The sequence below is a fragment of the uncultured Rikenella sp. genome (genome assembly GCF_910577125.1).
Taxonomy (GTDB): Bacteria; Bacteroidota; Bacteroidia; order Bacteroidales; family Rikenellaceae; genus Rikenella.
This window is the reverse complement of sequence record NZ_CAJTMN010000011.1, coordinates 1-24,422: the sequence shown is the minus strand read 5'-3', so window position 1 is coordinate 24,422 and position 24,422 is coordinate 1. Positions and strand designations below refer to the sequence as shown.

31 protein-coding genes and 1 pseudogene are annotated in these 24,422 nt (G+C 54.1%); 3 read left to right on the top strand and 29 right to left on the bottom strand.

Features of this window, described 5'->3' with window-relative positions:
• The 29 genes from QZ292_RS02625 to QZ292_RS02485 all read right to left on the bottom strand — a co-directional run.
• A partial coding sequence (locus QZ292_RS02625) for a phage tail tape measure protein (protein WP_294597459.1) occupies positions 1 to 1,387 on the bottom strand: 1,387 nt, incomplete at its 3' end.
• 9 nt (positions 1,388 to 1,396) lie between these two features.
• Complete coding sequence (locus tag QZ292_RS02620) at positions 1,397 to 1,549, bottom strand: hypothetical protein (RefSeq protein WP_294597456.1); 153 nt, start codon at positions 1,547 to 1,549, stop codon at positions 1,397 to 1,399.
• 14 nt (positions 1,550 to 1,563) lie between these two features.
• On the bottom strand, positions 1,564 to 1,848 hold the full coding sequence (locus QZ292_RS02615; protein ID WP_294597453.1) for a hypothetical protein: 285 nt from the start codon (positions 1,846 to 1,848) through the stop codon (positions 1,564 to 1,566).
• A gap of 3 nt (positions 1,849 to 1,851) precedes the next feature.
• Complete coding sequence (locus QZ292_RS02610; RefSeq protein WP_294597449.1) at positions 1,852 to 2,364, bottom strand: phage major tail tube protein; 513 nt, start codon at positions 2,362 to 2,364, stop codon at positions 1,852 to 1,854.
• Positions 2,365 to 2,366: 2 nt separating this feature from the next.
• The gene (locus QZ292_RS02605; protein WP_294597446.1) at positions 2,367 to 3,569 is read right to left on the bottom strand and encodes a phage tail sheath subtilisin-like domain-containing protein; all 1,203 of its coding nucleotides are present in this window, start codon (positions 3,567 to 3,569) and stop codon (positions 2,367 to 2,369) included.
• Between the two features lie 32 nt (positions 3,570 to 3,601).
• Entirely contained in the window at positions 3,602 to 3,793 is a 192-nt protein-coding gene (locus QZ292_RS02600; protein ID WP_294597443.1) for a hypothetical protein, read from the bottom strand.
• Positions 3,790 to 4,260 (bottom strand): Gp37 family protein, encoded by a 471-nt coding sequence (locus tag QZ292_RS02595; RefSeq protein ID WP_294597439.1) that lies wholly within the window; start codon positions 4,258 to 4,260, stop codon positions 3,790 to 3,792. The genes QZ292_RS02600 and QZ292_RS02595 overlap by 4 nt, the downstream gene beginning before the upstream one ends.
• A complete protein-coding gene (locus QZ292_RS02590) occupies positions 4,257 to 4,613 on the bottom strand; it encodes a hypothetical protein (RefSeq protein WP_294597436.1) in 357 nt (118 codons plus the stop codon). The genes QZ292_RS02595 and QZ292_RS02590 overlap by 4 nt, the downstream gene beginning before the upstream one ends.
• A 1-nt stretch (position 4,614) precedes the next feature.
• On the bottom strand, positions 4,615 to 4,947 hold the full coding sequence (locus tag QZ292_RS02585; protein WP_294597433.1) for a DUF2190 family protein: 333 nt from the start codon (positions 4,945 to 4,947) through the stop codon (positions 4,615 to 4,617).
• A gap of 72 nt (positions 4,948 to 5,019) precedes the next feature.
• On the bottom strand, positions 5,020 to 7,140 hold the full coding sequence (locus QZ292_RS02580; protein WP_294597430.1) for a prohead protease/major capsid protein fusion protein: 2,121 nt from the start codon (positions 7,138 to 7,140) through the stop codon (positions 5,020 to 5,022).
• Positions 7,133 to 8,509 carry a phage portal protein gene (locus QZ292_RS02575; protein WP_294597427.1) on the bottom strand — a complete coding sequence of 459 codons (1,377 nt, stop codon included), beginning with the start codon at positions 8,507 to 8,509 and terminating at the stop codon, positions 7,133 to 7,135. Before QZ292_RS02575 ends, QZ292_RS02580 begins: the two co-directional genes overlap by 8 nt.
• Positions 8,506 to 8,718, bottom strand: coding sequence for a hypothetical protein (locus QZ292_RS02570; protein ID WP_294597424.1), 213 nt, complete (start codon positions 8,716 to 8,718; stop codon positions 8,506 to 8,508). Before QZ292_RS02570 ends, QZ292_RS02575 begins: the two co-directional genes overlap by 4 nt.
• Before the next feature lie 104 nt (positions 8,719 to 8,822).
• Positions 8,823 to 10,685, bottom strand: a complete 1,863-nt coding sequence (locus tag QZ292_RS02565) for a phage terminase large subunit family protein (protein ID WP_294597422.1) — start codon at positions 10,683 to 10,685, stop codon at positions 8,823 to 8,825.
• A complete protein-coding gene (locus QZ292_RS02560; RefSeq protein WP_294597420.1) occupies positions 10,682 to 11,287 on the bottom strand; it encodes a hypothetical protein in 606 nt (201 codons plus the stop codon). Before QZ292_RS02560 ends, QZ292_RS02565 begins: the two co-directional genes overlap by 4 nt.
• A 99-nt stretch (positions 11,288 to 11,386) precedes the next feature.
• Complete coding sequence (locus QZ292_RS02555; protein WP_294597417.1) at positions 11,387 to 12,052, bottom strand: phage tail protein; 666 nt, start codon at positions 12,050 to 12,052, stop codon at positions 11,387 to 11,389.
• Positions 12,049 to 12,273: a hypothetical protein gene (locus QZ292_RS02550; RefSeq protein ID WP_294597414.1), complete on the bottom strand. Its 225-nt coding sequence runs from the start codon at positions 12,271 to 12,273 to the stop codon at positions 12,049 to 12,051. Before QZ292_RS02550 ends, QZ292_RS02555 begins: the two co-directional genes overlap by 4 nt.
• Positions 12,274 to 12,293: 20 nt before the next feature.
• Entirely contained in the window at positions 12,294 to 12,812 is a 519-nt protein-coding gene (locus QZ292_RS02545; RefSeq protein ID WP_294597412.1) for a hypothetical protein, read from the bottom strand.
• Positions 12,812 to 13,573 carry a hypothetical protein gene (locus tag QZ292_RS02540; RefSeq protein ID WP_294597409.1) on the bottom strand — a complete coding sequence of 254 codons (762 nt, stop codon included), beginning with the start codon at positions 13,571 to 13,573 and terminating at the stop codon, positions 12,812 to 12,814. Before QZ292_RS02540 ends, QZ292_RS02545 begins: the two co-directional genes overlap by 1 nt.
• A 1-nt stretch (position 13,574) precedes the next feature.
• Complete coding sequence (locus QZ292_RS02535) at positions 13,575 to 14,165, bottom strand: hypothetical protein (protein WP_294597406.1); 591 nt, start codon at positions 14,163 to 14,165, stop codon at positions 13,575 to 13,577.
• Positions 14,162 to 15,028 carry a phosphoadenosine phosphosulfate reductase family protein gene (locus QZ292_RS02530; RefSeq protein ID WP_294597403.1) on the bottom strand — a complete coding sequence of 289 codons (867 nt, stop codon included), beginning with the start codon at positions 15,026 to 15,028 and terminating at the stop codon, positions 14,162 to 14,164. The genes QZ292_RS02535 and QZ292_RS02530 overlap by 4 nt, the downstream gene beginning before the upstream one ends.
• A complete protein-coding gene (locus QZ292_RS02525; RefSeq protein ID WP_294597400.1) occupies positions 15,028 to 15,942 on the bottom strand; it encodes a radical SAM protein in 915 nt (304 codons plus the stop codon). The genes QZ292_RS02530 and QZ292_RS02525 overlap by 1 nt, the downstream gene beginning before the upstream one ends.
• The gene (dcm, locus tag QZ292_RS02520) at positions 15,939 to 17,183 is read right to left on the bottom strand and encodes a DNA (cytosine-5-)-methyltransferase (RefSeq protein ID WP_294597397.1); all 1,245 of its coding nucleotides are present in this window, start codon (positions 17,181 to 17,183) and stop codon (positions 15,939 to 15,941) included. The genes QZ292_RS02525 and dcm overlap by 4 nt, the downstream gene beginning before the upstream one ends.
• Before the next feature lie 32 nt (positions 17,184 to 17,215).
• Entirely contained in the window at positions 17,216 to 19,714 is a 2,499-nt protein-coding gene (locus QZ292_RS02515; RefSeq protein WP_294597394.1) for a DNA methyltransferase, read from the bottom strand.
• Positions 19,715 to 19,718: 4 nt separating this feature from the next.
• Positions 19,719 to 20,144, bottom strand: a complete 426-nt coding sequence (locus QZ292_RS02510; protein WP_294597392.1) for a DUF1064 domain-containing protein — start codon at positions 20,142 to 20,144, stop codon at positions 19,719 to 19,721.
• Positions 20,134 to 20,388 (bottom strand): hypothetical protein, encoded by a 255-nt coding sequence (locus tag QZ292_RS02505; protein WP_294597389.1) that lies wholly within the window; start codon positions 20,386 to 20,388, stop codon positions 20,134 to 20,136. Before QZ292_RS02505 ends, QZ292_RS02510 begins: the two co-directional genes overlap by 11 nt.
• Before the next feature lie 4 nt (positions 20,389 to 20,392).
• Complete coding sequence (locus QZ292_RS02500) at positions 20,393 to 21,310, bottom strand: hypothetical protein (RefSeq protein WP_294597388.1); 918 nt, start codon at positions 21,308 to 21,310, stop codon at positions 20,393 to 20,395.
• 12 nt (positions 21,311 to 21,322) lie between these two features.
• The gene (locus tag QZ292_RS02495; protein ID WP_294597386.1) at positions 21,323 to 21,631 is read right to left on the bottom strand and encodes a helix-turn-helix domain-containing protein; all 309 of its coding nucleotides are present in this window, start codon (positions 21,629 to 21,631) and stop codon (positions 21,323 to 21,325) included.
• 11 nt (positions 21,632 to 21,642) lie between these two features.
• Complete coding sequence (locus QZ292_RS02490) at positions 21,643 to 21,849, bottom strand: hypothetical protein (protein WP_294591703.1); 207 nt, start codon at positions 21,847 to 21,849, stop codon at positions 21,643 to 21,645.
• 92 nt (positions 21,850 to 21,941) lie between these two features.
• Positions 21,942 to 22,346, bottom strand: a complete 405-nt coding sequence (locus QZ292_RS02485; RefSeq protein ID WP_294597384.1) for a hypothetical protein — start codon at positions 22,344 to 22,346, stop codon at positions 21,942 to 21,944.
• A gap of 155 nt (positions 22,347 to 22,501) precedes the next feature.
• Between QZ292_RS02485 and QZ292_RS02480 the strand changes: the two genes are divergently transcribed.
• The 3 genes and pseudogenes from QZ292_RS02480 to QZ292_RS02470 form a co-directional block, all read left to right on the top strand.
• Positions 22,502 to 22,882, top strand: coding sequence for a helix-turn-helix transcriptional regulator (locus QZ292_RS02480; protein WP_294597383.1), 381 nt, complete (start codon positions 22,502 to 22,504; stop codon positions 22,880 to 22,882).
• Positions 22,883 to 22,968: 86 nt separating this feature from the next.
• The gene (locus QZ292_RS02475) at positions 22,969 to 24,063 is read left to right on the top strand and encodes a type I restriction endonuclease (protein ID WP_294597381.1); all 1,095 of its coding nucleotides are present in this window, start codon (positions 22,969 to 22,971) and stop codon (positions 24,061 to 24,063) included.
• A gap of 166 nt (positions 24,064 to 24,229) precedes the next feature.
• Positions 24,230 to 24,422: pseudogene (locus tag QZ292_RS02470) on the top strand (hypothetical protein); the annotation flags it as partial.

Below are 24,422 nucleotides of genomic sequence, written 5' to 3'. Positions count from 1 at the left end.
CCCGGAAGACGTTCTTAACCCCGTCCCATAGCCCAGAAAACCACCCTTTGATCGAGTCCCAGTGTTTTATGACTAACCCTTGCGGGGTATAGTTCAAAAACATCTTCTTGATCCAATCCCACGTGGCCCGGAAGACGTTCTTAACCCCGTCCCATAGCCCAGAAAACCACCCTTTGATCGAATCCCAATGTTTGATGACCAGCCCCGCCGGGGTGTAGTTTAGGAACATGTTCTTGATCCAATCCCATACGGCTGCGAATATCTTTTTGATACCGTCCCACAGCCGTTTGAAAAAGGCCGAAACCTTATCCCAATTTTTAATAAGTTTATAAACAACTACGGACAGTGCGACGATCCCCACAATGATCCAAAAAACTGGTGAGGTCAGCAGCGTTTTATTGAACATCATAACCACTTTGCGGCCTACCTTGATCGCTGTCATTAAGCCTTTCCACATGGAAACGAATTTTCCTATAGCAAAGGTGACTCCCCCAATGACAACGGATGCTGTACCCAATACCAACAATATGCTCGCCGCGGCCGTTGCGACCTTTCCTATTGTTTTAGTCAGTTCCGGATTGGCTTTGAGCCAATCACCGACCTTGCCGATAACACCACTCAACCAGTCTTTCATCTCGGAAAGCACGGGAATCAATGCCGAACCCAACTGCAACATGACCCCTTGGGCCTGTAATTTCACGGCGTCCAACGACTTTCCGAACTCATCGGCGGCGGTTAATGTCTCGTTCGCCAACACGTTTCCGGTCTCTTCTGCGGTTCTATACAGCCCTTGCAAACCATTCCGGCCCTCGTTCAGCATAGGCAACAGTTCCGCACCGGATTTGCCGAAAAAGGCGCAAGCAGCCGCCGTTTTGGTCGCGCCGTCCTCCACATTAGCAAGCAGCTCGGCCACATCTTCAAATACCGCTTCGGGCGCGCGCATCTTGCCGCTCGCATCCTTGACGCTAATCCCTAAATCTTTGAATATCTGCCCGGCTGTTTTCGATCCTCCGGCGGCGTCGGTCAACACCTTGTCGAACTTGACCATCCAAGTCATTAACTTCTCCTGCTCGATACCCGATATTTTCGCGGCATAGGTCATCTTTTGCCACGCCTCGGTGTTTACCCCCGTCGACTCGGAAGCATCCTTGACCGATCCGGCATAGTCGGCGACCGATTTACCCGCGCTGAATACAGCTCCGCCCACCGCGGCCCCGGCACCCATAATCAAGGCACCGCTTTTCACCATGCCGCGACCTACTTTCGACGCGTTCCGCTCGAAAGCCGAAAGTTTGTCCGTGGATTTCTTTACGGCCGCGTCGATAACGCGGCTCATCTTGTCCGTTGCGGACAAGATGAACGCCATCTTGAGTGCATTGTTGGCCATATCCGTTTACTACTGTTCGATCCCCGCCAGCACCACGCGACGGGGGGTCTCGTTTTCTTGTCGGTATAACTCTATCGCTTCATCCAGATAGTCGAAAAAATCATCCGTATCCAGATTCAGAACGTCGTTAAGCCCGCTTCCGGTGAAGTGTGCCAGGAACACGACGTCGGCGCGGGCTATTCCCCGTTTTTTTCATCGACATCGTTCGCGAATTTGAGGATCGTTTCCACTTCGTCGTCCGTGAAGCCATCCAGCAGATCGTCATAGACGACCGGCGCGCCGTTCACCAGAATTTTGGCCGCCGTGATATGGATTCCCCGTTCCATGTCCGACATCTTCTTGTTGTTGGCAATCGCCATCATTTTACGGGCTGTGATCCCGATGACGTCGATTCGGGTGCCGTCGGGCAAATTCATCGTCTTACGGATCGAAAGGTCCGGTTTTCTGTTCAGTGCTTCCATGTCTTAAATTCCTAAATTTTGACGGCGTTCGGCAAGTAAGTCTTCACCGTTCACCTTGTAAATATTGTTCAGCACGTCCAGTTCGACGATGGTTTCACCATCGACCTCTTCTTTGTAGTAGAGAATGGAAAAAGTGCTTTCGACCTCGGTATCCTCACCTTTCTTGTAGCCGCCGCCCGGATGCTGTTTCGGATAACCTTTCATGTAGATGACGATCGGCGTTTCGGCCGTGATGCCGCCTGTGTCGTACTGGGCCTTGCTGGACCGGACCATAATATCCACCGGCTTCAGGAAATTGGCACACGCCTTTTTCGCTTCGTTGTCCGGATAGGTCCATTTGATCGAGGCCTCCATTTTGTCGAACCCGTTGAAAAATTCGGCCGACCCGACCATCCCCAACGCTTTGTAATCGGCCATCACGGCGGCAATGTTGGGACACGTGATTTCCGATGCCAGCCCGTGTTTGCTGGCATTGTTCAGATAGACATTCGCATCGAATACTTTGTTGACTTTCATGGTTATGCAATGGTTGAAAGATTGGACAGGTCGATTTTGTACCGGAAGGTCAGCCGCTGCATCGGCAGGGCCGGCGTGAACTCGATGTCGAACGTCAGGTGTCCCAATGCCAATTCGCTGGCCGGATTGCTTTCGGCCCGGTAGTAACACTGTCCGGCGACGATCTTACCTTGTGCCACCAGACCGTTCAGGTATTGATTGATCGTGTTTCGGATCGCATCGACGTTCGCCTGAATGAACGGCTTGTCGATGTACGGGATACACGCCTGTTCGATCGCGCGTTTCATGATGGCCCGCGTGCGGCGTACGCACTCGAAAGCTTCCGTATCGGTTTTTCCCGGATAACCGGCCGTGTAGTTCCCCCATTCGACAATGCCGTTTCCGAACAGATTGACGGCGGTGGTGATCCCGGCGGCATTGAGCAAGTTTGCTTCGCACGTCGTATCGCCCAGGGCGAAAGTCAGTGCCACATCCGTCCCCTCAACCCCTGCGATTTGGTGGTTGGAGGACGAAACGTGCCAACCCTCCTCCAAATCGACCTTAGCCCGCAGACCGGCGGCATAAGCCGACATCGGAATGTTCAAATACTTATCCCCCGGCTCTTCCGCGTCGGGGTTGTAATTGGGGTTGGCTACGAGAAAGTGCGGAAAGAGCAGTTTGGCCCCCTCGCCGAGCCGCGCAAACTCGCCGCTCGTGCCGCGGGATTCGAGGGCTTGGGAAAAGGTATAACCGTCCGGGGTGTCGATGTAGGCGACCGCTTCGGTCTTGTTGGCAATCCTCACCAGTTCCGAGGCCACTGCGCTAAGAGCCGAATACCGCGGCGCGATGTAAATCATCGGCTCGAAACCGAATCGGGGGAGGGCCGTTTCAAACAGTTTCAACCCCGTACGGTTGCCCACCTCGTCCACCGTGCCGATGATGTCGGCGGGGGTAATTTCTTCGGTGTCGGCCTTTACTTTGATGACCAATACAAGGGCATTGCCTTGTGCGCTGCTTTGTTTGCGAATCGCGGTCAAAGCCTCGGGAATCGTTCCCCGGGTGCCGAATTGGGCGTCGTCTTGTTCGGAGATACACAAGGTCAGTTCATTCACCGGCCCTTTGTCGGCCGTACCTACCAACCCGATGACCGCCGTTACTACGTCGTTGACGGGCGTGTAGTCGGCGGCAAGATTCAGATGTTCGATGCCGTGCAGAAAGCTACTCATGTCGTGTTTTTTTGTGCCGTTTCCGGCGGTTGTTATTTTTTGGATTTCGTCGGTTTGGCGGCCTCTGCCATCCGGATCTGTTTGCGGGCCAGCATGGCCCGTACGGCAACGTGCTCTTCCGGCAACTCGACGATGTCGCCCCGTTTCAGCATGTAATCCTGGGTGCCGTTTTCGCCGTGTAGGCCGAATACCAGGACCGGCGCAAGTACTTCGTATGATTTCATGGTTCGTTGGTTTGAATCGTTATTCGTTTGATCCGTCCGACCACTTCCGCCGCGTCTGGGTCGGCTTCGCACCGGTAGGTGTCGAACGAAAAGGTAAGGGCGTATTGCCAGTTGTTCTGTATCCCGGCCACATATCCGAACTGACCGAAAACGATGGGCGTAACGGCGTCCGGCAACTTGCGCCCCAATAACCGTTCGCTTATCTTGCCGTACAGGTCGAATATGCCCAGCCGTCCCCGACGGGCTTTCGCCCGGATGAAGATTTCGCATTGCAGGGTTTCCCGCTGGGCGGTCATCCCCATGTTTTCGGGTTCGCCGAAATTGCTGCCGTTGATAATGACATACAACTGCGGTCGGGCCGTCGCACGCATCTCGACCAATGCCGCCTCGTGCGGCAGGACCGAAACCGAAACGCCCGGCATGGCCAACAGGCCGACAATCGCATCTTCGTATTGTTCGTAAGTCATGCTTGCGGTTCGTCTACCGGTTCCAGACGGGCAACGAGCGTATTGCCGTCGAATTTCGTTTCGATGCTTTGCACCGAATATTTTACGCCACGGATGATCAAACAGGCTTCCCCGCCGGAATCGACGACCTGTCGCAACCCGTCGAACGTCCCGGTGTAATATTCCGCCGTCGCTGCACTGGGCCGGTATTCATACCGTTCGGTGTCGCCGATCTGTACCGGCTCGGTCGGATTTTTGAACAGTACCCGCCCCGGTATCGTTTTAGATTTTGACGCCGGCCAAACAGCGTCCTCACCGAGAAGGTTGGAAATCTGCGAAAACGTCTGTTCGGCCAGTTCGTCAAAATCACTCATGTCAGATGCTCAGTTTTACTGCAACGGTCGCGTCGCCGGCAGCCGCGGCGGCCCATACGTAACCGACGAACGTATTCCCGGAGGCGGTCCCGACGATAGTTTTGCCCGTCTCTTCGGCGACATTCACATACGCTTTTTTGCCTTGCGCCAGCGCGCCGGATCCTTTCGGCAGCTCGTACACACCCTCGACGGCCAAGGCGATCGTGTCGCCGGTTTTGCCGCCCGTAACAGCCACGCCGGCCATATCGCCGACAACCACGATTTCACCGCTCGCTACAGCCTCTTCCGTCAGGGTATAATCGATAGTTTTACCCTCTTCGATCAGATTTTTCATATTTTTTCGTTGTTAGGTTGTGAAATGGAGCGGGGAGTTGTTCCCCGCTCGTTTCGTCCACGATGGCCGGGGCTACTTTCCTGCCGCCTTGACCATCCCGCGGTGGTCGATGGCCGACGCACCGAAATCGCCGCGAACGGCATATTTCATGGTGTCGGTATTGAAGTCCTCCTCGCTGTTGACCCGCAAGGCTTCGTTCCCCTCCAAGTAGGCGTAATACAACGTATCCACCGCGTTCGGGTCGGCCGCCAGGTACCAGCTCGTCGAGTCTGTTAATCGCGGTTCGACAATGATGTCGAACTCGTTGGCAAACACATTGACGTCCGAAACCTTGGCCGGAGTCGTCGCCGTTACCAGCTTCTTGGCCGTGGTTTCCAGTTCCGGCGGTACGATCAGATATTTCGGTACCACCCGGATCATCTTTCCGGCCGGGTCTTTTTGTTTCGACAACAGCACTTTTGCCGCGGCCAGGCTATCTTCGCTCAATGCGCTGTCGGTTCCGGTAAGCAAGTTCCCGTGATCGGCACAGAACATCGCCTTACCGTCCGACATCTTGGCATTGTCAACGATCAGCCCCCACACCATATCGCCCCGCAAAATCCCCCAATCCCGTACGAAACTCGACGGAATGACATCGAACGCCGAAAGATCGTCGTTGATGAACGCCTGCCGGGTGAACATGATCCCTTCGGCGTAACTTTCCACCCGGATGGTCGATTTGCTTTCCTTCAGGGTGGTGTATTTGATTTCGCCGCCTTCGGCCACCTTTTTCATTCCGTTGGCCCCGCCGACCGTGTACAACCCTTTTTCGCGGAAATCGGAAACGCTGGTCTGACGGGCGATCTTGTCCCAGTATTCCGGTGCAAACTCGTACGGTTCGCGTAACATTCGATCGATGACCCCTTCAAACAGCAGCGGGAAATCTCCGGTGCTTTGCGACCGTTTGAAGACTCGATCGGCCACGGCCATTTTGTCCATCCCGCGGGTGTTGATTCCCTGTTCGGCCAGCAGCTCTTTACCCAGCTCAACGAGCGTCATCCCGCGATATTCACGGGCACCCGCATCGAGGGAGAATTTGGCCGGGTAGATTCGGTGCAACAGGGCGTTCTGCACCGCCGCGCGTTTTTTCGTGCCGGCATCCAAACCGACGCTGGCCCCGTGGCTTCCGTTCGGTTTGGGATTCCGTTTAGCGAGCTTTTCGATCACGGCCGCCCGGCACTGGTCGATTGTCTTCTTGCTGTGGAACAGCTCGATGGCATACGAATCCGGCAACCCGGCGGCCCGGGTTGCGCGCGTGATGGCCGACATCCGACGGCGCGAACCTTTGCGCTGTTCTTCATCGTTCGGATCGTCTTCGTCTCTGTCGTTTTCGTCGTCCCCTTCTTCCTCTCTTTCCTCTTCGTCGTTTTTGACCTCCTCGCTTTCGGTACCAGCATCGCGCCCCTCCTCTTCTTCGTTGGCCGGGGCCGGTTGCTCGATGATAGACAAGGTGATTTCGTCCCCGACCTCACCGTCGGCCAGGGCGACCCCGTCCACGCCGTCCACGGTGATGATGTCGCCCGCTTTGACCGGCTCGTCGGTAACGACATATTGGGTCGTTTGTCCGCGTTTTTTTGCTCGTTTACTCATAGTTGGTTGTTGTTTGTTGGAAATAATTTCGACCGTATGCGTCCGCTGGGTCCCTCGGATTTCACTGTTGATGTCGGCCTGTACCGGGGCAAAGGATAGTTCGGTCGGCATCCAGTCGATCGCCCGGTAGATGGGATTTTTGCCGCCCGGCTGTTCGACGCGCTCGAACTTGAACACGTTGTAACCGACCGAAATATCTTTTACGATCCCGTCCGTGATGTCTTGGAACAGTTCGGCCACCTGCGCCCGCTGCGAGAATTTGATACGGGCGCACAATTCCCGCTTCTCGTTGATCCACACTTTCACCGTTCGACCGAGTTGCGCGAACACAGACCAGGTATTATGACAGTCCATCACCGGCAATCCACGGTTTGCGCGCTCCATCCGGATCGCCCCCGCCTCGCAAACTAATACCTCGTCGTAATCCTCCTCCCAGCCGAACCGCGGCACGGGGGTTTCGGTGGCAAATACGACGTCGACTTCCCGCGCTTCCGTATCGAGCGACGCCGGTTGAACGAGTGCCCGGCCATACTGGGTGGATGCTGTTCTTTTCTGCTTAGCCATTTTGTGGTGGATTATCTACAAATACATTCAGACTATCTACAGTAATGTCCATTTCCCGCAGTCGTTGGACATCCTGCTGGTACTCTTTGAAAAACTCGTCCGGTTCGCGCCCCATTTCGCGGATCACTTCGCTAATCGTGGCCAACCCGGATTTGATCCGTTTGACTTGCGCGTCCGTCTCTTTGGTCGGGTCCAGCTGCTGTACGCGCGGGGCCGTCCAATCGGCGCGAATAGGTTTCGTAATCTTGCCTGCGATTAGGCAGGCTTTCAAAAACCAGTTCCAAACCGGCGCGCACAACTGCGGTACGATCATGTTGTATTGCCAGCTTCGGAAGTTGGCGGTTACATCGATCTTGGCCATCCGACCGGATGTGAAATTGACCCGGCTGTAATCCATTGTCAGCATCTCATACGTGATACCGTACGCGGCGGCAATCCCCTGTAATATGCGACTGGAATAGGGGTCGTAATCGCCGACAGCCGGAGGGTTGGCAAATTCGACCTTCTCGACATCGCTCAAGTGCTCGATGATCCCCGGTTCCAAAGCCTCGTAAGGCTCGGTGTCCGTATCTTCCGACCCCAGCACGAACGCGGCGAAACAAGCGGCGATCTTCTGTTTGACCAACTGGGCATCTTCGTAATCGCTGAAATCCCCCGTTTTCATGAAAGCGGCCACCCCGAACGGAACGCCCCGGCACTGTCCGGGCCTAAGAATCTCGAAAGCATGTGCCACGTCCGCTTTCTCCACGAATTGACTTTCGCAGCGGGTGCCGAAAAAGACGCCGTCGCCGGGATGGTAATCGAAAACCCAATACCCAAGCACTTGGCCCTCCCGGTTGTATTGTACGCCCAGGCGCACAATCCCCCGGTCGTTAATCCCGTCCCGTGTATGGTCCAGTTGGTCGCCCTCCAGGATTTGGAGTTTGATCGGGAGCGGGCAATCTTCATCCGGCATCACCCATCGACGCACGATCAGCACGTCGCCCCCTTCGGCAATGGTTCGCATGGCCAGTTCCTGCAACCCGTAGAAATTCAATTTGCCGTACCAGTCGCAAGCCGTGCTTTCCGCCCAGTCGTGCCAGATGTCTTTGATGTGGCGTATTTTGTCCAGATCACCAATCGGTGCGGGCTGGATACCCTCACCGATGGTGTGGCGGGCAATGACTTCGATGGCGCGTTTGGACCATCCGTTGTTTCGCACCAAGTGCCGCGACCGGTCCCGCAGCGTTACCAACGCTCCCGAAATCTCGCGATTGGCTCCGGTCGAACCGGCCAGTCGGAAGGACTTGCCTCGGCGGCTTTTATCGGCGGCCTCATACGCGCGTCGCTTGGGCCGACTCCGTTTTATGTCCAACCCAAAGACTTTCATTTTTTGGGGAAATAACCACGATCGACAATTGCGTACCGCCGCCGGTGCGTCGTGCGTTCCGGAAACAATTCCGCCTCCATGATCCGCAAGGCTTCTTTCATGTCGGCAATAGAGCGATAGTTAACGGTCTTGTCTCCGTACGTGACGGATTGGACGCCGCTAACTATGGCCCTTTTGAGTGTTTCGTATTGTTCGACAGTGAATGCCATTAGCGCATGATTTGACGCTAATGTAGAGACCTCGCAAGTATCTAACAATCAACTTGCGAAAACGTGGAAAGAACTTTCCAAGAAACGGAAAAATATGGAAAGTTTTATCTATCCCAAAAACTGCTGCGGCGTCGTTTTCGTTCGCCTTTGGGCTTGACCGATTTGCTCGGTTCCGACTTGGCGGCTAATCCGCCCAAGGCGGCCAGCTTTTCGGGAGGCAAACGATCCAGGCCGAGAATCGTTGCCGCGGCACGCGCGTATATCCGGCAGTCCAACGGTTCGTTGCGCTCGTATTTCTTGACCCATACGGTGTGGCGATAGCCGCGCACGATCTTGACGACCTGTTCTTCGGCGGTCAGGCCGCGGAAATAGTGTTCGTCGTACTCCGGGAAATGGCAATAACCCGGCGGCGGGTTCCCGTCGCTGTCTTTTTCGAGTCGCAAATCCGAATACAATTCGCCTTTGAGGAGCGATACCCCGATGTTCCAAAGTTTCGTTTTTCCGACTCGCTTCCCGGCTTTGGTCACGTCGACGGATTTGGGCGGCATGACCGCCATTTTCTGCCCGTCCTGTCCCTTGGTCGGAATAACGCGCGAACCGGAGAACCGACGGCAAAAAGTATAAACGTGCGTCGTGTTGTACCCGCTGTCCACGGCCATCAGTTGCAGCGGCAGTTCCGCACCGTCTCGACGCACCCACCGTTCGCCCACCACTTCGGCCAACTCGTCCCATACTTTCTTACCCGCCGTATCGCCGTCGATCACGCGGTAATCAATGGAGTAGGACCGTTTGTCGGCACACCAGCCCACAATCTCCAACTCCAGCCGGTCGCGCTGGACGTCCACGCCCGCCGTGATGAAACAAACATCGTCCGGAACGCTGTTCGTCCGGTAGCTTTCCCGCCGGTTGTACAGATTCTTGAACGGCGGCGCCTCGCCCCGCTCCGCCCACGTTTCACCGAGGGTCGTATTGACAAACACTTTCAGCCGGGATTGGTTATCTTTCGCCTTGACGAAGTCGGCAGCGATCTCGCCCCACGACTGCCAGCCGAACGGCGAATACAGAGAATTGAGGTGGAAGCCGATAGTGTCCGGATTGGATTTCTCTGGTTTGCTGGCCACCCATTCGCCGTGCGCGAACATCTCGACCTTGTGCCGCTCTTCCATCCGCGCGCCGCAATGGATACACTCATACTTTGCGGTTTCCGGGCGACCCTCATCCCACTTCAACTGCGAGAAGGTCAGCGGCTGCATCCCGCCGCAATACGGACACGGGACATGGTAGTAGTTTTGATCTGTTTCCAGGAACTCGCTTTCGATGACAGACAGTCCGCTAATGGTCGGCGTGCTGACGATGTAAATCTTTTTGTTCGGGAACGTGCGGGTACGGGCGATGGCCAGTTCAATCGGCGACCCCTCGTCATCCAAATCTTTCGGGTACGCATCGACCTCATCCAGGATCAGGAAGCGAATCGGCACGGACCGCAACCCGGCGGCACTATTCGCACCGGCGAACAGCAAAACACCACCGTCGAAACTCTTTTGCATGATGGTGTTTTTGCTGTCCCGGCTCTTGTTCACCGCCACCCGCGCTTTGACCTCCGGGCACATTTCGATCAGAGGGTCGATACGGCCTTGTGACAACCGTTTGACCATCTCTTCCGTGGGCTGAACGAACATGGCCGGGGCCGGTGATATGTGCATGACATAGCCGATGAAGTTTGTGCCGCTTTCGGTGGCTCCGACCTGTGCTCCCTTCATGAAGACTATTTTCTTGTACGGTTCATGGACGCTCAGACACTCCATGATTCGCCGCAGGTACGGAGTCCGGTCGGTGCGATACCGGCCCGGTTCTGCCGACGACACCGGGGAGAGGTATCGATACCGGTCGGCCCATTCCGCTACCGAGATGCGCGGGACCGGACGTAACCCCTCGAAGAACCGGCCTATGCTCGTGTATTCGTTCATTTTTCAAGTCGCGCGCCGATGTCGGCCAACTTCTCCAGCTCGTCCGCAATGGCATTGTAGATGATACTATGTGCTTTGTTCCGGTTCGCGGCTTCCGCTATCACCTGGTCCACAATCCGGTCCGGGATCACCAGCAGGGCATTTCGGATCTCTTGCGCCGCGGCAAATAGTTCGGCATCTATGGTCGCTTTCGCAACAAGCGACCCTTCTTTCTCCGCCAACTCCAACTCGGCCAAACGCGCTTTGGCGATCTTCTCTTGTAACTGGGCATCTTCATAGGTCAAGGCTAACGCCGCCGGGTTCTCGACGTGCTTTTTCTCGGGGGCAATAAAAGTACTGTCGAACGTCTTGATATAGTCGGCCAACATCTGGCGGATTTTACGCGACGCCGGGTGTGCGGCATTCAGTGAGCCGTACCAGCTCTTGGCCGCCTGTTGCGGGTCGAGGAAGTACGGCGATGTGGCTCCTGTCCCCACGCGATCTGCGACTTGGTCCGGAATATAACCGCGTTTGATGGCTGCGGCAATGGTTTTTGAACTAATGCCGGTCAGCTCCTCGAAATCCGATATTTTAACCCACCCTTTGGGTGCTTTCTTTTTCATCCCCCGAACGCTTCCTACTTCCTATGATAATTTTTCCCGCTAACTAACCGAAAACCGCGGTGCCGACTACCCCCGATGCGGGTAGCCGGAAAGAACCTACTACCGCTGCGCTGTGAGGTCATTGATGCGTTTGGTCAATATCCCTCGAACTCGTGCGGTTACTTCGTTCCCCATAAACTGTTGGACGTCCTGGGCAATCTTTTTGTTCACACTCATTGAGAAAACAGATGGTCCCATACGCTGGGTAATCCTCACTTTGTTGTTCTTTGTACGACCGATCCCGCCCTTACGCCGCTCCGCTTTCGTATAATGGTAGAAACCCTTTCGTTTGATATATTTTCCTCGGCTGAACACTCCGGTGTGTTCGCTGGTCTCTTCTCCTTTCTTGCCTGCTGGGACAGTGGCAATGAACGCATCTCGTATGTATGTCGTTTTTCCTTTATGGAAAGCGACAGAGATAGAAGATCCCGATTGTTTGGGCTTGAATGCAATGACCGGCAACCGGTTCTCGTTGATCGAGACGGCTCCCCACAATTTTTTAGGGCTGGATCGGGGCGATACTTTAGCCGTACGGGCCAAGTATTTTTGCGTGATGTTGTATTCGGCCTTAATATTCTTGGTAATCCGCGATATAGACCTCGATAAAACGCCGTTAATAGCCTGCGACGTTAACCGGAGAATTTCATTCTGGGACAATCGGTTGCGAAATTCATGTTGGATGCGTTCGACCTCGCCCCGTTTCTCTTGGGTAAATTCGATCTTCATTGATTAGCTTTTTGACCTGCTGTTTGTTCCTGCTCCAGGGCCGTCAATTGCTGTTCGATCTTGATGTAGGCTTCGACGGCGCGGGGGGTGCGTTTCTTAAGAAATTCAAACCAGCGGCGCGAAACACCTGCTTTGCGGCATAGGCTGGCGATGGAGATTCCGAGGGCGTTGGCCCGGCGGGTGATCTGTTGTGCCAGTTCGTTCGGTGTCGGTTCTTGCATAGCTGTTCAGTTGGATAGGGTTAGTAATTAGCAGCCACATACCGCAGCATAAACCGTTTGACCGTTCGCAACCATTCCTGGCGGCTGGTACTTGCGCCGCTCAGGTACGAATCTTTCGCATACTTTCCGCCTCGTTCGGCGTGCGCCCGGTATTCCCGGATTTCACCGGTCAGGCACACGCGCAACAGATAGCACCAATTCCATTCAAAGCATAGCGATAGTTTGTCGGCATAACAGAGCCGCGACGGCGCGACACCGTCTTTGCGGGCATAATACCGGGAATGGTAGCGGGTGAAATTGCCCCATGCCGGACCGAACAAACGGGTCATGATCCGCGCGCCGGCCTCAACGTGCGTTTCACCCTCCGGACCGTCCATATTGGGTTTTCCCCAATATCCCCAATCGTGGACGATGAAAGCCACCCACAGGCGCGGATCAGTCGGAAATCCATAGAGCCGCCACCATGCCGCGGCCACCAACAGGGGGTGAATGAATATGCAGTGTGCCCCGAACAGGAGGCTTTTGGTACCGATTTTCATTATTCGTTCAGTTTCTGTATAAATTGATTCAGGCGGGCGCAACCTTCGCAGTTTGGCCGACATCTTCCGTCCTGGAACGGACACATCCGTTTGAACGCCTCAACCGCCTTAACCTGGCAATCGTTTACGAAGGCAAGATACCGTTTCCGTTCGTTACAGACATCCGCAAACCGGCAATCATACTTGCCACTGGTCCAGTCTCGCAAAAGATAAGTGCGACACCCCTTGCAATATTCGTGTATGTGACGTGATTCGCGATATAGATATTTCCTTGTAGGTTCCTCCTTGAGGCAACGCACCTGAAGACCATGCGCAGGTAGGCTTATGTTGCTTGGTTTGAGATTCTCCGGACTGAAATACAAGCACTGGCTGTAAATGCCGCTCATTGCAGATGACCAACTGTCCCCGCAGTAGCCGACGTTCAACAGAACGTCATTGTCTTTAGGGTGGAATCCCCCCAGCTCATACCCGAGCTTCTGAGTTATGTACTCGAAACCGTTCAACCCTGTGTCGAGCGCGTTTTGGGTCCAAACATCTCTATCGTAATCCCATAACACTATACCCAATACTTTGTGAAACTCGTTGGTGCACGGTCCCCAGTCCGGCAGGCTGTCCCAAATCTTCATCGCCTCCTCGTGGGTGAAATACCGGTTGCCTGTCTCGTCCTCGTAGTAGTCCGACAAGATCCATTCTTTCCCTGTCTCCGGGTTGATGATCCCGGTTCGGAACTCTTTCGGTTGCCAGTTCTTGTTGATTTTCATTTTAGTCTTTGATTTCGATTTGGAGGTTTCGGGCCGTTACATTGGTTCGGATGATGGTCGCGGCCAGCGGGTTGGTCTCGGCGGCGACGTGCCGGAGCAGCGTCGGGATTCCCCGTAGCCTGTCCGCCGCGTCGAAACGGAAGTGGGGGCAAAGCCGGTCGTTGTACTCCGCGATCAGCTCCGCCAAGGCCTGTGCGATGCTCTTGTACTTCGACACAGCCAGCGGGCCGGACACCCCCTCGACAGACTCGTCTATGATCCGGTAGGCCGCTTCGCACCGGTCAACGTAGGGCCGCCCGAGATTGGTGCGGTGGGTGAAGACCCGGTAGGCTGCCTCGCTGACCTCCGCCGTGAGGGCGTCCATGCGGTTCATGGTCTGTTTGGCGGCGTGGCGTAACATCCCGGCCTCCCGGAGCGCGCGGGTGAGGTCGCCAACGGCAAACAGCAGGCACTGCACGAAAAGCAGCATGTCGACCGCGTGATGTGCCTGCCGCTGCTCGTCGTCGGAGATCGACGAGGGCTTCCGGCTCAACTGCTGCTGCCGGAGCAGCTGCAATCGGCCATAATGCGTGAAGCGGGCGCGTGTAATCATAGCTCAAGTTTGGTTTGGTTCCGGAGCATCCCGAAATATGTATTCATTGGTTCGTTAGACAAATACCAGTCGAACACTTCGTCGGCAGTTGCATTATGTCGATTCCCGTATCCGTTGTTTTCAATTATTCGTTGAATACTTTTCTTGAATGCTCGCTCGAAACCAGGATAGCGGATTCGTTGTGCTTGCTTTTCCCTCGTCGAGGCCATCGGGCAAAAAATGCAACCGATTCGGTGACACCCTTCGTCATACAGCTTGCAGTATTCAATGCCATTACTTCGTATGAAATTCCATACATCATAATCTGTCCATCGAAACAACGGCGAGATAACAATTCGGTCAGAACCTTTCACGCACTGGTGTAACATTTCATCCGTTGCGCCGAAAAGCACATCCGGGTCATCGTATTGCTTCCTTCGAGCTTTGTTGGCATTCGCCCTTTCCACCTCGGCCCTCGACGCCCTTCTTGTGCTTTCCGCCGCTCTCACACCGGTCAAAGTCACCTTATCTTTTCCTGCATGTTCTTTGAGTTTCTCGCAGCACCAGCGCACCTTTCGTGTCGGCAGTATAGATTTCTTTTCGAGAAGCTGGTAGAAGTTGAGCGGCGGACGGTGCAACTCCACTTCGGGATAGTTATTTCGGACAAAAGCCATCAACTCCGGCGGATCGATCGTGGTTACCTGCATGTGGGCTTTGAACTTCACCCCAGCCATTTGCGCAATGTGATACAGCACCTGCGAATCTTTGCCACCGCTGAATGCCAAATGAAACCCGTCTGGGTGCATCCGCAAGGCTAACGGTTCTGCTCGCCGCAAAAGATCGATCGAGTGGTCTATCTTTCGTTGTAAAGTCTTGGTAGTCATTACTGGAAATATTGCGAGCATTTGAATCCCTTTCGCGGCTCGAACGCTTGGAACTCGATTGAGTTGAACAACTCTTTTTTGTTCACCCAATGCGCGAAATCGCGTTGGAATTGTGTTGGCCGGGTATTGTTCTCGAAATCCCGGTAGGGCTGGGCGAACGGAATAGCCCCGGCAGCCCGCAACTGTTCCACCCGGCGCATCGCGTCCGGAACGTCTTTGACCAGCACGTAAAACCACATTCGGTAAGGTTTCACCCCGGCTGCTTTGAGGTTCTCGATGGCGTGCATAACCGGTTCCTCGTTCGCCGCATGGTCGTAAGCCATTCGGATGTATTGTATCCATTTCACTCGTGCCAGCAACCGGGCAATATCGGGGTTCTTGGCAATTATCCGGGCATCCAATCCTTGGTTGAAATCCACACGGATACCCTGCCGAACGATCTCTTCAATCTGCGACAGCCCGAAATCCGAGGCCAGCACATTGTTATCGAGCAGTATAGCCTGCTTGCGATCGGCGATAAACTCCGATAACTCGGCGTGTGGACGTATTGCGCCCTCTTTTCGCGGAACCACGCACCACGGGCAGCGGTTCGGGCATCCGCGCGTCAGAAAGCCATACGCAGCTCGAAAATCGGTATACAACGAATAATCCGGGCAGCTATGCTCGATCTCGTCCGGCAGCGTGGTGTCGTAATCCCGGTACCCGGTTCCGCCCCGGACAACCCGGTCGGCGGAAACCAAAAATGTACGTTCGGTCGAGAAGGTGAAGACTTTCGATTTGTACAACACGTCGTAATGTCCGAACTCCTGCGCCCATTCGACCGTATCGCCCTGCGCCTTGTGCCACGACGACAACTTCATCAAAGCGAGATTCGGGAAATGGTGTCCATCTATGTCGATCAATCCGATTTTCATTTTCCATTACGCTCAAATAAATAATTCACATCTAACTCCCACAGGTCGTCCCAATGCTCCAAAATCCATTTGATGACCTCCACCGTCCAACCGTTGCCCAACAACCGGTAAATTTGCGAGTCGCTGACCACCCATTCATACCACGCCGGAATCGTCTGCAACCGGGCGCATTCGGTCGGTGTCAGACGGCGGACGGTTTCTGACAATGCAATCATACTTCCTCCTCGTTTCATCCCGGCCTGTATAGCAGGACTCTTGCCCACCGGATCGTAAATTCGATTGTGTTGTCGGGGCTGACCTCCGAACTCCCGGCTGGGATTCAGTTGGACAACCATCGGAATATGGCCGCCGCCCATTCCGGCAGAAGCCAGAATCGGCGTGCTTTTATTGACCGATACCGTGGCGTGTGCTTGGTTGGAACTCACGCAAAGCAGGTTATTCCGTTCCCACCCGTGAGCCGACAGGGTCGGAACTTTGCCCGCACGTTTCCCTCCTTTGTTATACCCCCGCGGACGTTGAAGCAGGAATGTCCCCGTCCAACTGGCGACGCCTTTTGCGGTCAGACACACCGCCTTTTTGCTTCCGTCGTTCAAGTCCGTATGTCTTCCAAGACGTTTCGGATCGGTGATATAGCGCGCCATCTTTTCGCTGACGTTATACTTGTCCGACACCTCCGTTTCGAGGATGTCAGCCAGCACAATCCCCCGGTCTTCCGGTTGCGGGATGTCGCTGTGCAGTTCTCCGAACAGCCCCTCCCGCCGCGTCTTGATGTCCGTCCAGTACCAGCGGTCGCGGTTCTGCGCGCTGACGAGCGACGAGTTGATCCGGACAGGAAACACGCCGACGTGTTCCGAAATCACCCGCAGGTATTCCCGCTTCATATTGACGTTTTCGAGCAAAAAGCGGACTTCGGGGTTATGCTGCCGGACGTGGTCCAGAATATCGACGAAAACGAAGAACAACCGGCTGCGGGGATCGTCGAACGCCAGTTGCTTACCGGCGAAACTGAATCCCTGACAAGGCGACCCGGCCAACACGAGGTCGATTCCCGCCCAGTCGATCGCCCATTCTCGCCACCGCTCCACGTCGCCGAGTTGCACGGTTGCGGGGAAATTGTGCTGTGTCTGCCGAATCGCGTGCGGGTCGATTTCGGAAGCGTAATAGACCTCCGGCTCCACACCGAGTTCCCGCAGGGCGATCTGCCCGCAGCTCATGCCGTCGAATAGACTTAAAATCCGCATTCTTTTGCAGTGTGGTTTGGGCGGATTCATGGTCATGCCGGTTGAATCATGTCGAAAAGTGTGGGGGCATTTCGATTTTGTTCCGCCTCCCGGAGATAAACCAATGAATCCCGCCAATAATCCGGGTTCAGCTCCGTAGAGAGGCCGAAACGCCCCATCTTGACAGCCGTGTACGGTACCGTGCCGATTCCGCCAAACGGATCGTAGACCACCTCGCCCGGGTTGCTGTACCGGTTGATGATTCGTTCCACGATGTCCAACTGAAGCGGACAGATGTGGTTTTGGAGTCTCTTTTGCTTCTGTCGGCTGTTGAGCGTCCGCATCCGGACAACATCATCCCATACCCATTCCGATTTGCTGATCGGGTCCACCGCCATGAACGTCGCCGGCAATCGTCCTGCCGTGTCCATTCGCTTGGCCAACTCCACGTGGGCCGCATAGTCGTATACCAGTTCCCGGGATTGGAGGCGAAAGAATCGGCGCGCTTTGTCCACATCCATAGCCGCGAACTCATCTGCCGACAGGAGCCGGTTGCCCGAACTGTTCCAAAATGCGTGCGCGTCGATCTGCCATTGCGCCCGGGTGTATTCCTCCTTCGACTTGCGCACCGGAATATCCGCATAGGCTTTACTTCCATCCGTTGGCCGCTTGCGGAACAACAAGATATATTCCGGACACCCCACCCCCATTTTCGATCCGTCCTTGCACTGTTCCGACCATCCGAGGCGGTAAGTCTGGTTATTCTCCCGCACCACGTCCGTAACCACCGTAATCATCCCCACCATGTGAAACCCGTGTTTGAGGTAGTGCGAAATGCACTCCGAATGGAACGGATCGATGGTCGGCATCCCGGTACCTGTGGCGTTGCCGAACAATACCCGGTCCTTGACATGAACCGCCGCGATTCGCCCCGGCTGGAGCACCCGCAACAGTTCCGGAGTCAGGTAATCCATCTGCTCGAAGAACTTGGCGTTGTTCTCGTTGTGGCCGAAATCGTTGTAACTGGGCGTATATTCGTAATGGTTGCTGAATGGGATAGAGGTGTGGATCAGTGCGACCGAGTTGTCGGCCATCCGGGCCGTTTCGATCGTCGTGTCGTTGTGGATGGCCCGATAGTAGCGGCCGGCCTCTTCGCGTCGTTCGACGCCGATGGAACGTTGCATTTTTTCGTAAATATTGGTGGTGTTCAATCCGTTTTCCCGAATAATTCGCGTCATCTGCTCGACCAAATAGTCGTGCTGTTTCCATTTCTTCTGCAAGGCTTTGAGGATTTCGCCCTCGCTTTCGGCATAGATGATGTGTATTTCGACCTGCTCGGTTTGCAGAAAACGATACACCCGGTGGACGGCCTGGATAAAATCGTTGAACTCGTAACCGATCCCCGTGAAGATCGCCTTGTGGCAATGTCGCTGAAAGTTGCACCCTTGGCCGCTAATGCTGGGCTTGGTGGCCAAATATTTGATCCGACCGTGCGAAAAATCGACGATCCGCTGTTCTCGCTGGTCGAGATCCTGCGAGCCGTACACCTCCATGATTTCCGGGATGGCCGCTTTGAGTGCATGCCGTTCGGCTTCGAGATCGTGCCAAATCACGTAATGACTTTCCGGATCGGCCTCGATGATCTCCCGAGTCTTGGCGATCCGGGCCGCCATGCTGTCGCGCTTCTCGCGTGCCGCCTCTTTGAGACCCAACGCCGCATCGCGGAACAGCTGGCTTTGGCCGAACTTGTCCACCAAGCCCGCATCGTGATCGACTGCAACTTCATGGTAGATTACCCGCATCTCCGGCAGGTCGTACCCCGCGTCGTCGAAACCCAGGTCGGACGGCTTGGTGATGAACAGTGCCCACGAAGACAACCACAGCCAAAATTCACGCTCCTTGTGCGGATAGAGGGTCAGGTTGTTGGCCTTGGTACTGTCGCGCTGGAAAAAGCGTGTCAGAGCCTGGCCGGTGTCCATGATGCCGAGGAAACCGGCGTAATGGATCAGCTCTTTGTATTTGTTCGGCGACGGAGTGGCCGTGCAGACGAACCGATATTTGACGTCGCGGAACTTTGGCAGGAAAGTTTGGTAGGTCTTCGAGCCGAACGACCGCAATACCGATGCTTCGTCCAGGCAAACGACCGTATAGTCGTTTGGGTTTATATCCCCGTCTCGCATCCGCTCGTAGTTGGTGATCTGTACGGTGGCGGTGCTGGCCAGCGATTCGGCCCGCGTGCGGACGTACTCGACCGTCAGCCCAAGCAGATTCCGGGCGTCCTGCGTAAACTCCTGCTTGACGCCGAGCGGGCAGACGATCAGCGCGCGCCCTCCCTCCCGGGCGGTGATGATTCGGCAGATCTCCAGCTGCTGGAGCGTCTTGCCAAGTCCGAAGCTCTCGAACAGGGCGCGGCAACCGCCGCGAACGGCCCACTTGACCGCTTCGCGCTGGTGCGGTTTGAGGATCGGGGATAATTCCGCCTCCTCAACCTCAAATCCGCTCTGTACGGCCAAATTGATCTTGCCGTTCAAAAAATCCGAATAGGTTTTCATGGCCTCAATGTTTTTCGTCTATCAATCGCCCGACAAGGGCACTGCATTCGTCCGGGTTTCGCGGCAGCTCGATTCGGGTTGTCATGCCCGCTTCGGCGAATTGCCGTTTTAAGAGTTTGATGCGTAACGTACCTTGTTGCGTCTTGTGGCCTTTGGTGTCGATCACCATGTCGTGATCCGGCAACCAAAAGTCTGTGGTGTATGTTATGGGTCGTACTGTTTCGCCATTGTACCGGAACCCCTCTTGCAAGACGTATCGTTTCTGAAACTCGAAACCGATTCCGTGCAGGGTCAGCAGATCGTACATGAAGCGTTCGACCTTGCTGGCGAAAACAACCCCGTTCCGTTCGATTCGGGTGGCATTCCGGATCTTCCGATTGCCATTCGGACTTCCGTTTGACCACATCGCCCGAAGCTCCTCAACAGTCATCGTTTGGCTGCTCTTCCGGTTGTTCCTCTTCATCTTCGATCGGTTCAAAAGACATGTCCGTTACCGTACGGTGCGAGACTATCGCCCTTTCCTCTTCGAGTGCCGCCAATTGCTCGTCGATACCTTCGGTCCCTCCGTCGGCCACATATTCCTGCCAGATTTCCCGCCACAGAGCGAAAACCGGTTCCTGTCGGGCCGCTCGTTTTCGGGCGACGATGCGGCGGATGATGTCGAGTATTTCCATGGCATTACGCATTGGGGGAGATGTCTTGTCGACGGGTGAATAGCTTTTTGCCGTTCGGGGTCGTCGCCACCGGTCCGAAATCGTCCATCGAATACCGCCCCGTGGATACCAGGTCGCAAACCTCGCTGTACGTGTACTGCTTCCCCGCTGTGGCCTCTTTGCGCTCACGTAGAATCGCATCCCGACCGGCAAAGGCAACGAAGGTGGAGTAAGCCGACTTGTTCTTGGTCGCCCCCTTGTTGTCCATGGCCATCACAATCCGCCGTATATCCTCGTCGGCGTATTTCCCAGCCAGCCATTCGGCCTGCTGCTCGGTCAGCGGGTCGGCCATTCGCTGCACGGTCGGATAGTTCGCTTCGATCCAGCTCAAAATTTCCGTCGCGCGCGATTTTTTCTTACGTTCTGTGGAAAAATCTGTGTGTGTGATATTCTTACATTCTATATTCTTTTCATTCTTACATTCTTGTATAGTGGTCACTTGCCGGTCAGTCGTTGTGCGCTCGATGGTCGGTCGTTGGTCATCGGTTGGGCGACGGTTGGCCGTTGGCTGGTCATTCGTTGTGCATCCGTTGGCCATTGGCTGGTCATTCGGCTGGTCGGCTCCTTGGTAGATCGCCCAGTTGCAGACTGAAATTAAGGTGCTTGTGTTGGTCGGTCGTTGTTCAATCTGTTGTTCACTCTCAAAGAGTTTCAGAATCCGGCGCACCTTACTCTCGTCTATCCGGAACATTTCGGCGATTTTCCGCCGCCCGGTAATCAACTGCCCCGGTTGCAGGGTAATTCGCTTGCCGTTGAACATAGCGTCCGTAGGCGTATGCGCGGCGTTATGCAGCAGATAGCCCCATACGGCGTAATGGTCCGCGTCTTTGCAGACTATCGGATTATCGAGTATCGCCCTATATGATTTGATCCAACCTTCCATCATTTCTTTTGTTTATTGGGCCTCGTTTTTGGCGTTCAAAATCCGGTCGATGTCCGACTTTCGGTACCGCCGTTGTCCGCCGATCTCGATGACTTTCAAGTAGCCGTTTTTGTCCCACCGCCAAAGCGTGCTGCGATTCACCGACAGCTTTTCCGCCACGTATTCGATCGTGTACAGGGTTTCCGTCTTTCCGTCGGCGATTTCCCGCTCGATCTGGTGGCGTGTGGCATCGGCGACGCTTTGGGCGAACTCTTTCAAATCCGCTGGCGAAATCGCCAGGGTGATGTTGGCCCCGCTGCTTATCAATTCTTCGATTTTCATGGCTGCCCTGTTTATGAATCGCGCATTACTTTGATACTATCGGCCCCCAGCGTCGCGGCGACGACCAACCGAACTTTCTTGCGTTGCGAGTACCGAGACGCCGCCGACCGCACGTTCGATTCGGTGGCATCCGAAAGTCGGATTTCAACCGTATCGCCGGCCTTTTTGAGGTTGTCGAACGTGGCGATCAAATCGACTCTTTTGACTATTTCCACCATGGGTATGGATTCTTTGTGTTCTCTATTGTTCGTTGTTCCCGCCCCTGTCTCGCTCCGGGCGGCGGCCTTGTGCCGCGGCGGGAAAGTCGGCTTTATTTCAACTTGTCGATGATGTACTCCTTGTCGGCTTCCTCCAGAGGCAACCCTCGCTCAATCTTATATCGTACGACTTCTTTGTATCCCACCATTTCTGCAGCCAGGTTGCACAGTTTCAATTCGGGATACATACTTGATTGTTCAACCAGCAGAAAAGCTATTTTGCTACTTTTGACTCTACACTCTTTCAGTTCTTCTTTTCGCTCTGCCAGTTGTTTTTCTCGAATCTGGACCTGCCTTAAAAGTTCGGCGAGAATCATACTTCCTGCGTGTTTTTTATAGTCGCGACAGAAAGTGTCTTTGTCCATATCGCCAGCAGCCATGTACATGTTTTCAATCAATCCGTACTCTTCAGCTGTCGGCGTCAGTCCTGTTCTTTCGGAAAATTCTTGCAGTGTCATCGTTGTGTGTTTTAACCAAATTTGTTCGGATTGCACGACCGCTACATTGAGTCGGCTCCGTTTATTTGTTACATTTGTTATTGCAACTGTGATTGCAAGGGCAAAGATGAAACATTTGTTTCAAATAAACAAATAAATGATTCAATATTTTCACCGTGATAGCAGAACGATTAAAACAATTGGTTGAATTAAAGGGAATTAGCTCACGTGCATTCGCTTTGAATATCGGGGTGTCATCTCAGGTTTTTGGGAAATATTTGAAAGATCGAGAACCGAGTTACGATACCCTTAGGAGGATAATTGAAACATATGATGACATTTCAGCCGAATGGCTTTTGACCGGAAAAGGGGAGATGTTGAAAGAAGATAGTTTGAGTATTGCAAAAAATGACGTAAAATTGTGGACGGTGATCGAGTCGCAACAGCGCACGATCGAGCAGAATGCCAATACGATTGCTGCATTGACTCAACAATTGGCGCAAAAGGGGGATGTGGCGGGTGTGCCGGGTGTTGCACCGACGGCGGCACGCGGATAGCCTCGACACCTCAACGGCATGCCGCATTTCGGACATTCAAGAAAAGCGCGCTTTAACAATTAGAAATATCTACTAAAATTTTTCACATGGATTTTCAAGACATTATACGGCAGTTGGTGGAACGCATCGAAAAGATGAAAGATAACGTTCTGACGGAAGAGGCGACAAAAAACGCTTTTATTATGCCGTTTATCAATGCGTTGGGTTACGACGTTTTCAATCCGACCGAAGTCGTTCCCGAGTTCATCTGCGACATAGGCACCAAGAAAGGGGAGAAGATCGATTATGCCATTATGCAGGACGGGAAGCCTGTCATTCTTATCGAGTGCAAGCATTGCTTGCAGGATCTTAGCCTGCACGATAATCAATTGTTGCGGTACTTCACCGTTTCGCCGGCCAAATTCGGTGTGTTGACCAATGGTATCATCTATCGATTCTATACCGATCTGGAGAAAGAGAATGTGATGGATGAAAAACCGTTCTTGGAGGTCAATTTGTTGGAATTGCGGGACACACAGATCGAGGAGTTGCGCAAGTTCCATAAGTCGTATTTCGATGTGGATAACATCATGAATACGGCAAGCGAACTCAAATATACGAATGAGTTGAAACGGCTGATCGCTTCCGAGATGAGTAATCCGACGCCGGAATTTGTGAAGTTTTTCGCTCGGCAGGTGTATAGCGGCCAGATGAAAGAGCGGGCAATGGAGCAGTTTACCGGCTTGATGAAGCGTGCCGCCTCGCAGTGGAAAAATGATATTATTAATGAACGGTTGAAAGCCGCTTTAAATAATGATGTTCAAGTTTCGACCACCTCTTCAGCGGAAAAACCGGAACCGGAGGCAGAACATTGCGAAGATTCCGACAACGGTATCGTAACTACTGCGGAAGAATTGCAGGGTTATTATATCGTTAAGTCTATTCTGGCGCAAAAAGTATCTTTGAATCGCGTTGTCGGACGGGATACGAAATCGTATTTCGGGGTTCTGCTGGATGACAACAACCGGAAACCGATTTGTCGATTGTGGTTCAATCGGAGCAATAAATACGTCGGCACATTCGATGCGGAGAAGAATGAGACTCGACATTTGATCAACAGCCTGGACGAGATTTATACTTTGGCGGAACCTATCTGTGCGGCTGTCGATTATTACGAAGGGACGACCAACGGCGGGGAATAAATAGGTCGGGCGTTTCATGCAAAGTATGACCGAATCTCGCTGTCGGATATACCGGATCGTAGAGAAGAGCGAGGGGCACAGCGGGCTCAGTTATGGATACGACATATTTATGTCCGTTTGTATCTGTCTTAGCTTGTTTCCTCTGTTCTTTCGGCAACAGTATCCGGTGTTTTACTATTTCGACCTCTTCACCGTCATCGTCTTTATCCTCGATTACATCGCCCATTGGATGACCGCCGACCTGAGGCGGACTTACACGCATCGATGGACGGCGTTCCTGCTGTATCCGATCACGCCGATGGGGATTGCCGGATGGACGACCTCTTGCGGGAGGTCGGATTATCCCGCCGCGTCGCAGC

Coding starts and splice junctions, on each gene's coding strand:
- QZ292_RS02615 (WP_294597453.1), bottom strand. CDS start 1,848: ATGGAAGCACTGAACAGAAAACCGGACCTTTCGATCCGTAAGACGATG.
- QZ292_RS02610 (WP_294597449.1), bottom strand. CDS start 2,364: ATGAAAGTCAACAAAGTATTCGATGCGAATGTCTATCTGAACAATGCC.
- QZ292_RS02605 (WP_294597446.1), bottom strand. CDS start 3,569: ATGAGTAGCTTTCTGCACGGCATCGAACATCTGAATCTTGCCGCCGAC.
- QZ292_RS02600 (WP_294597443.1), bottom strand. CDS start 3,793: ATGAAATCATACGAAGTACTTGCGCCGGTCCTGGTATTCGGCCTACAC.
- QZ292_RS02595 (WP_294597439.1), bottom strand. CDS start 4,260: ATGACTTACGAACAATACGAAGATGCGATTGTCGGCCTGTTGGCCATG.
- QZ292_RS02590 (WP_294597436.1), bottom strand. CDS start 4,613: ATGAGTGATTTTGACGAACTGGCCGAACAGACGTTTTCGCAGATTTCC.
- QZ292_RS02585 (WP_294597433.1), bottom strand. CDS start 4,947: ATGAAAAATCTGATCGAAGAGGGTAAAACTATCGATTATACCCTGACG.
- QZ292_RS02580 (WP_294597430.1), bottom strand. CDS start 7,140: ATGGCTAAGCAGAAAAGAACAGCATCCACCCAGTATGGCCGGGCACTC.
- QZ292_RS02575 (WP_294597427.1), bottom strand. CDS start 8,509: ATGAAAGTCTTTGGGTTGGACATAAAACGGAGTCGGCCCAAGCGACGC.
- QZ292_RS02570 (WP_294597424.1), bottom strand. CDS start 8,718: ATGGCATTCACTGTCGAACAATACGAAACACTCAAAAGGGCCATAGTT.
- QZ292_RS02565 (WP_294597422.1), bottom strand. CDS start 10,685: ATGAACGAATACACGAGCATAGGCCGGTTCTTCGAGGGGTTACGTCCG.
- QZ292_RS02560 (WP_294597420.1), bottom strand. CDS start 11,287: ATGAAAAAGAAAGCACCCAAAGGGTGGGTTAAAATATCGGATTTCGAG.
- QZ292_RS02555 (WP_294597417.1), bottom strand. CDS start 12,052: ATGAAGATCGAATTTACCCAAGAGAAACGGGGCGAGGTCGAACGCATC.
- QZ292_RS02550 (WP_294597414.1), bottom strand. CDS start 12,273: ATGCAAGAACCGACACCGAACGAACTGGCACAACAGATCACCCGCCGG.
- QZ292_RS02545 (WP_294597412.1), bottom strand. CDS start 12,812: ATGAAAATCGGTACCAAAAGCCTCCTGTTCGGGGCACACTGCATATTC.
- QZ292_RS02540 (WP_294597409.1), bottom strand. CDS start 13,573: ATGAAAATCAACAAGAACTGGCAACCGAAAGAGTTCCGAACCGGGATC.
- QZ292_RS02535 (WP_294597406.1), bottom strand. CDS start 14,165: ATGATTACACGCGCCCGCTTCACGCATTATGGCCGATTGCAGCTGCTC.
- QZ292_RS02530 (WP_294597403.1), bottom strand. CDS start 15,028: ATGACTACCAAGACTTTACAACGAAAGATAGACCACTCGATCGATCTT.
- QZ292_RS02525 (WP_294597400.1), bottom strand. CDS start 15,942: ATGAAAATCGGATTGATCGACATAGATGGACACCATTTCCCGAATCTC.
- dcm (WP_294597397.1), bottom strand. CDS start 17,183: ATGCGGATTTTAAGTCTATTCGACGGCATGAGCTGCGGGCAGATCGCC.
- QZ292_RS02515 (WP_294597394.1), bottom strand. CDS start 19,714: ATGAAAACCTATTCGGATTTTTTGAACGGCAAGATCAATTTGGCCGTA.
- QZ292_RS02510 (WP_294597392.1), bottom strand. CDS start 20,144: ATGACTGTTGAGGAGCTTCGGGCGATGTGGTCAAACGGAAGTCCGAAT.
- QZ292_RS02505 (WP_294597389.1), bottom strand. CDS start 20,388: ATGGAAATACTCGACATCATCCGCCGCATCGTCGCCCGAAAACGAGCG.
- QZ292_RS02500 (WP_294597388.1), bottom strand. CDS start 21,310: ATGGAAGGTTGGATCAAATCATATAGGGCGATACTCGATAATCCGATA.
- QZ292_RS02495 (WP_294597386.1), bottom strand. CDS start 21,631: ATGAAAATCGAAGAATTGATAAGCAGCGGGGCCAACATCACCCTGGCG.
- QZ292_RS02490 (WP_294591703.1), bottom strand. CDS start 21,849: ATGGTGGAAATAGTCAAAAGAGTCGATTTGATCGCCACGTTCGACAAC.
- QZ292_RS02485 (WP_294597384.1), bottom strand. CDS start 22,346: ATGACACTGCAAGAATTTTCCGAAAGAACAGGACTGACGCCGACAGCT.
- QZ292_RS02475 (WP_294597381.1), top strand. CDS start 22,969: ATGGATTTTCAAGACATTATACGGCAGTTGGTGGAACGCATCGAAAAG.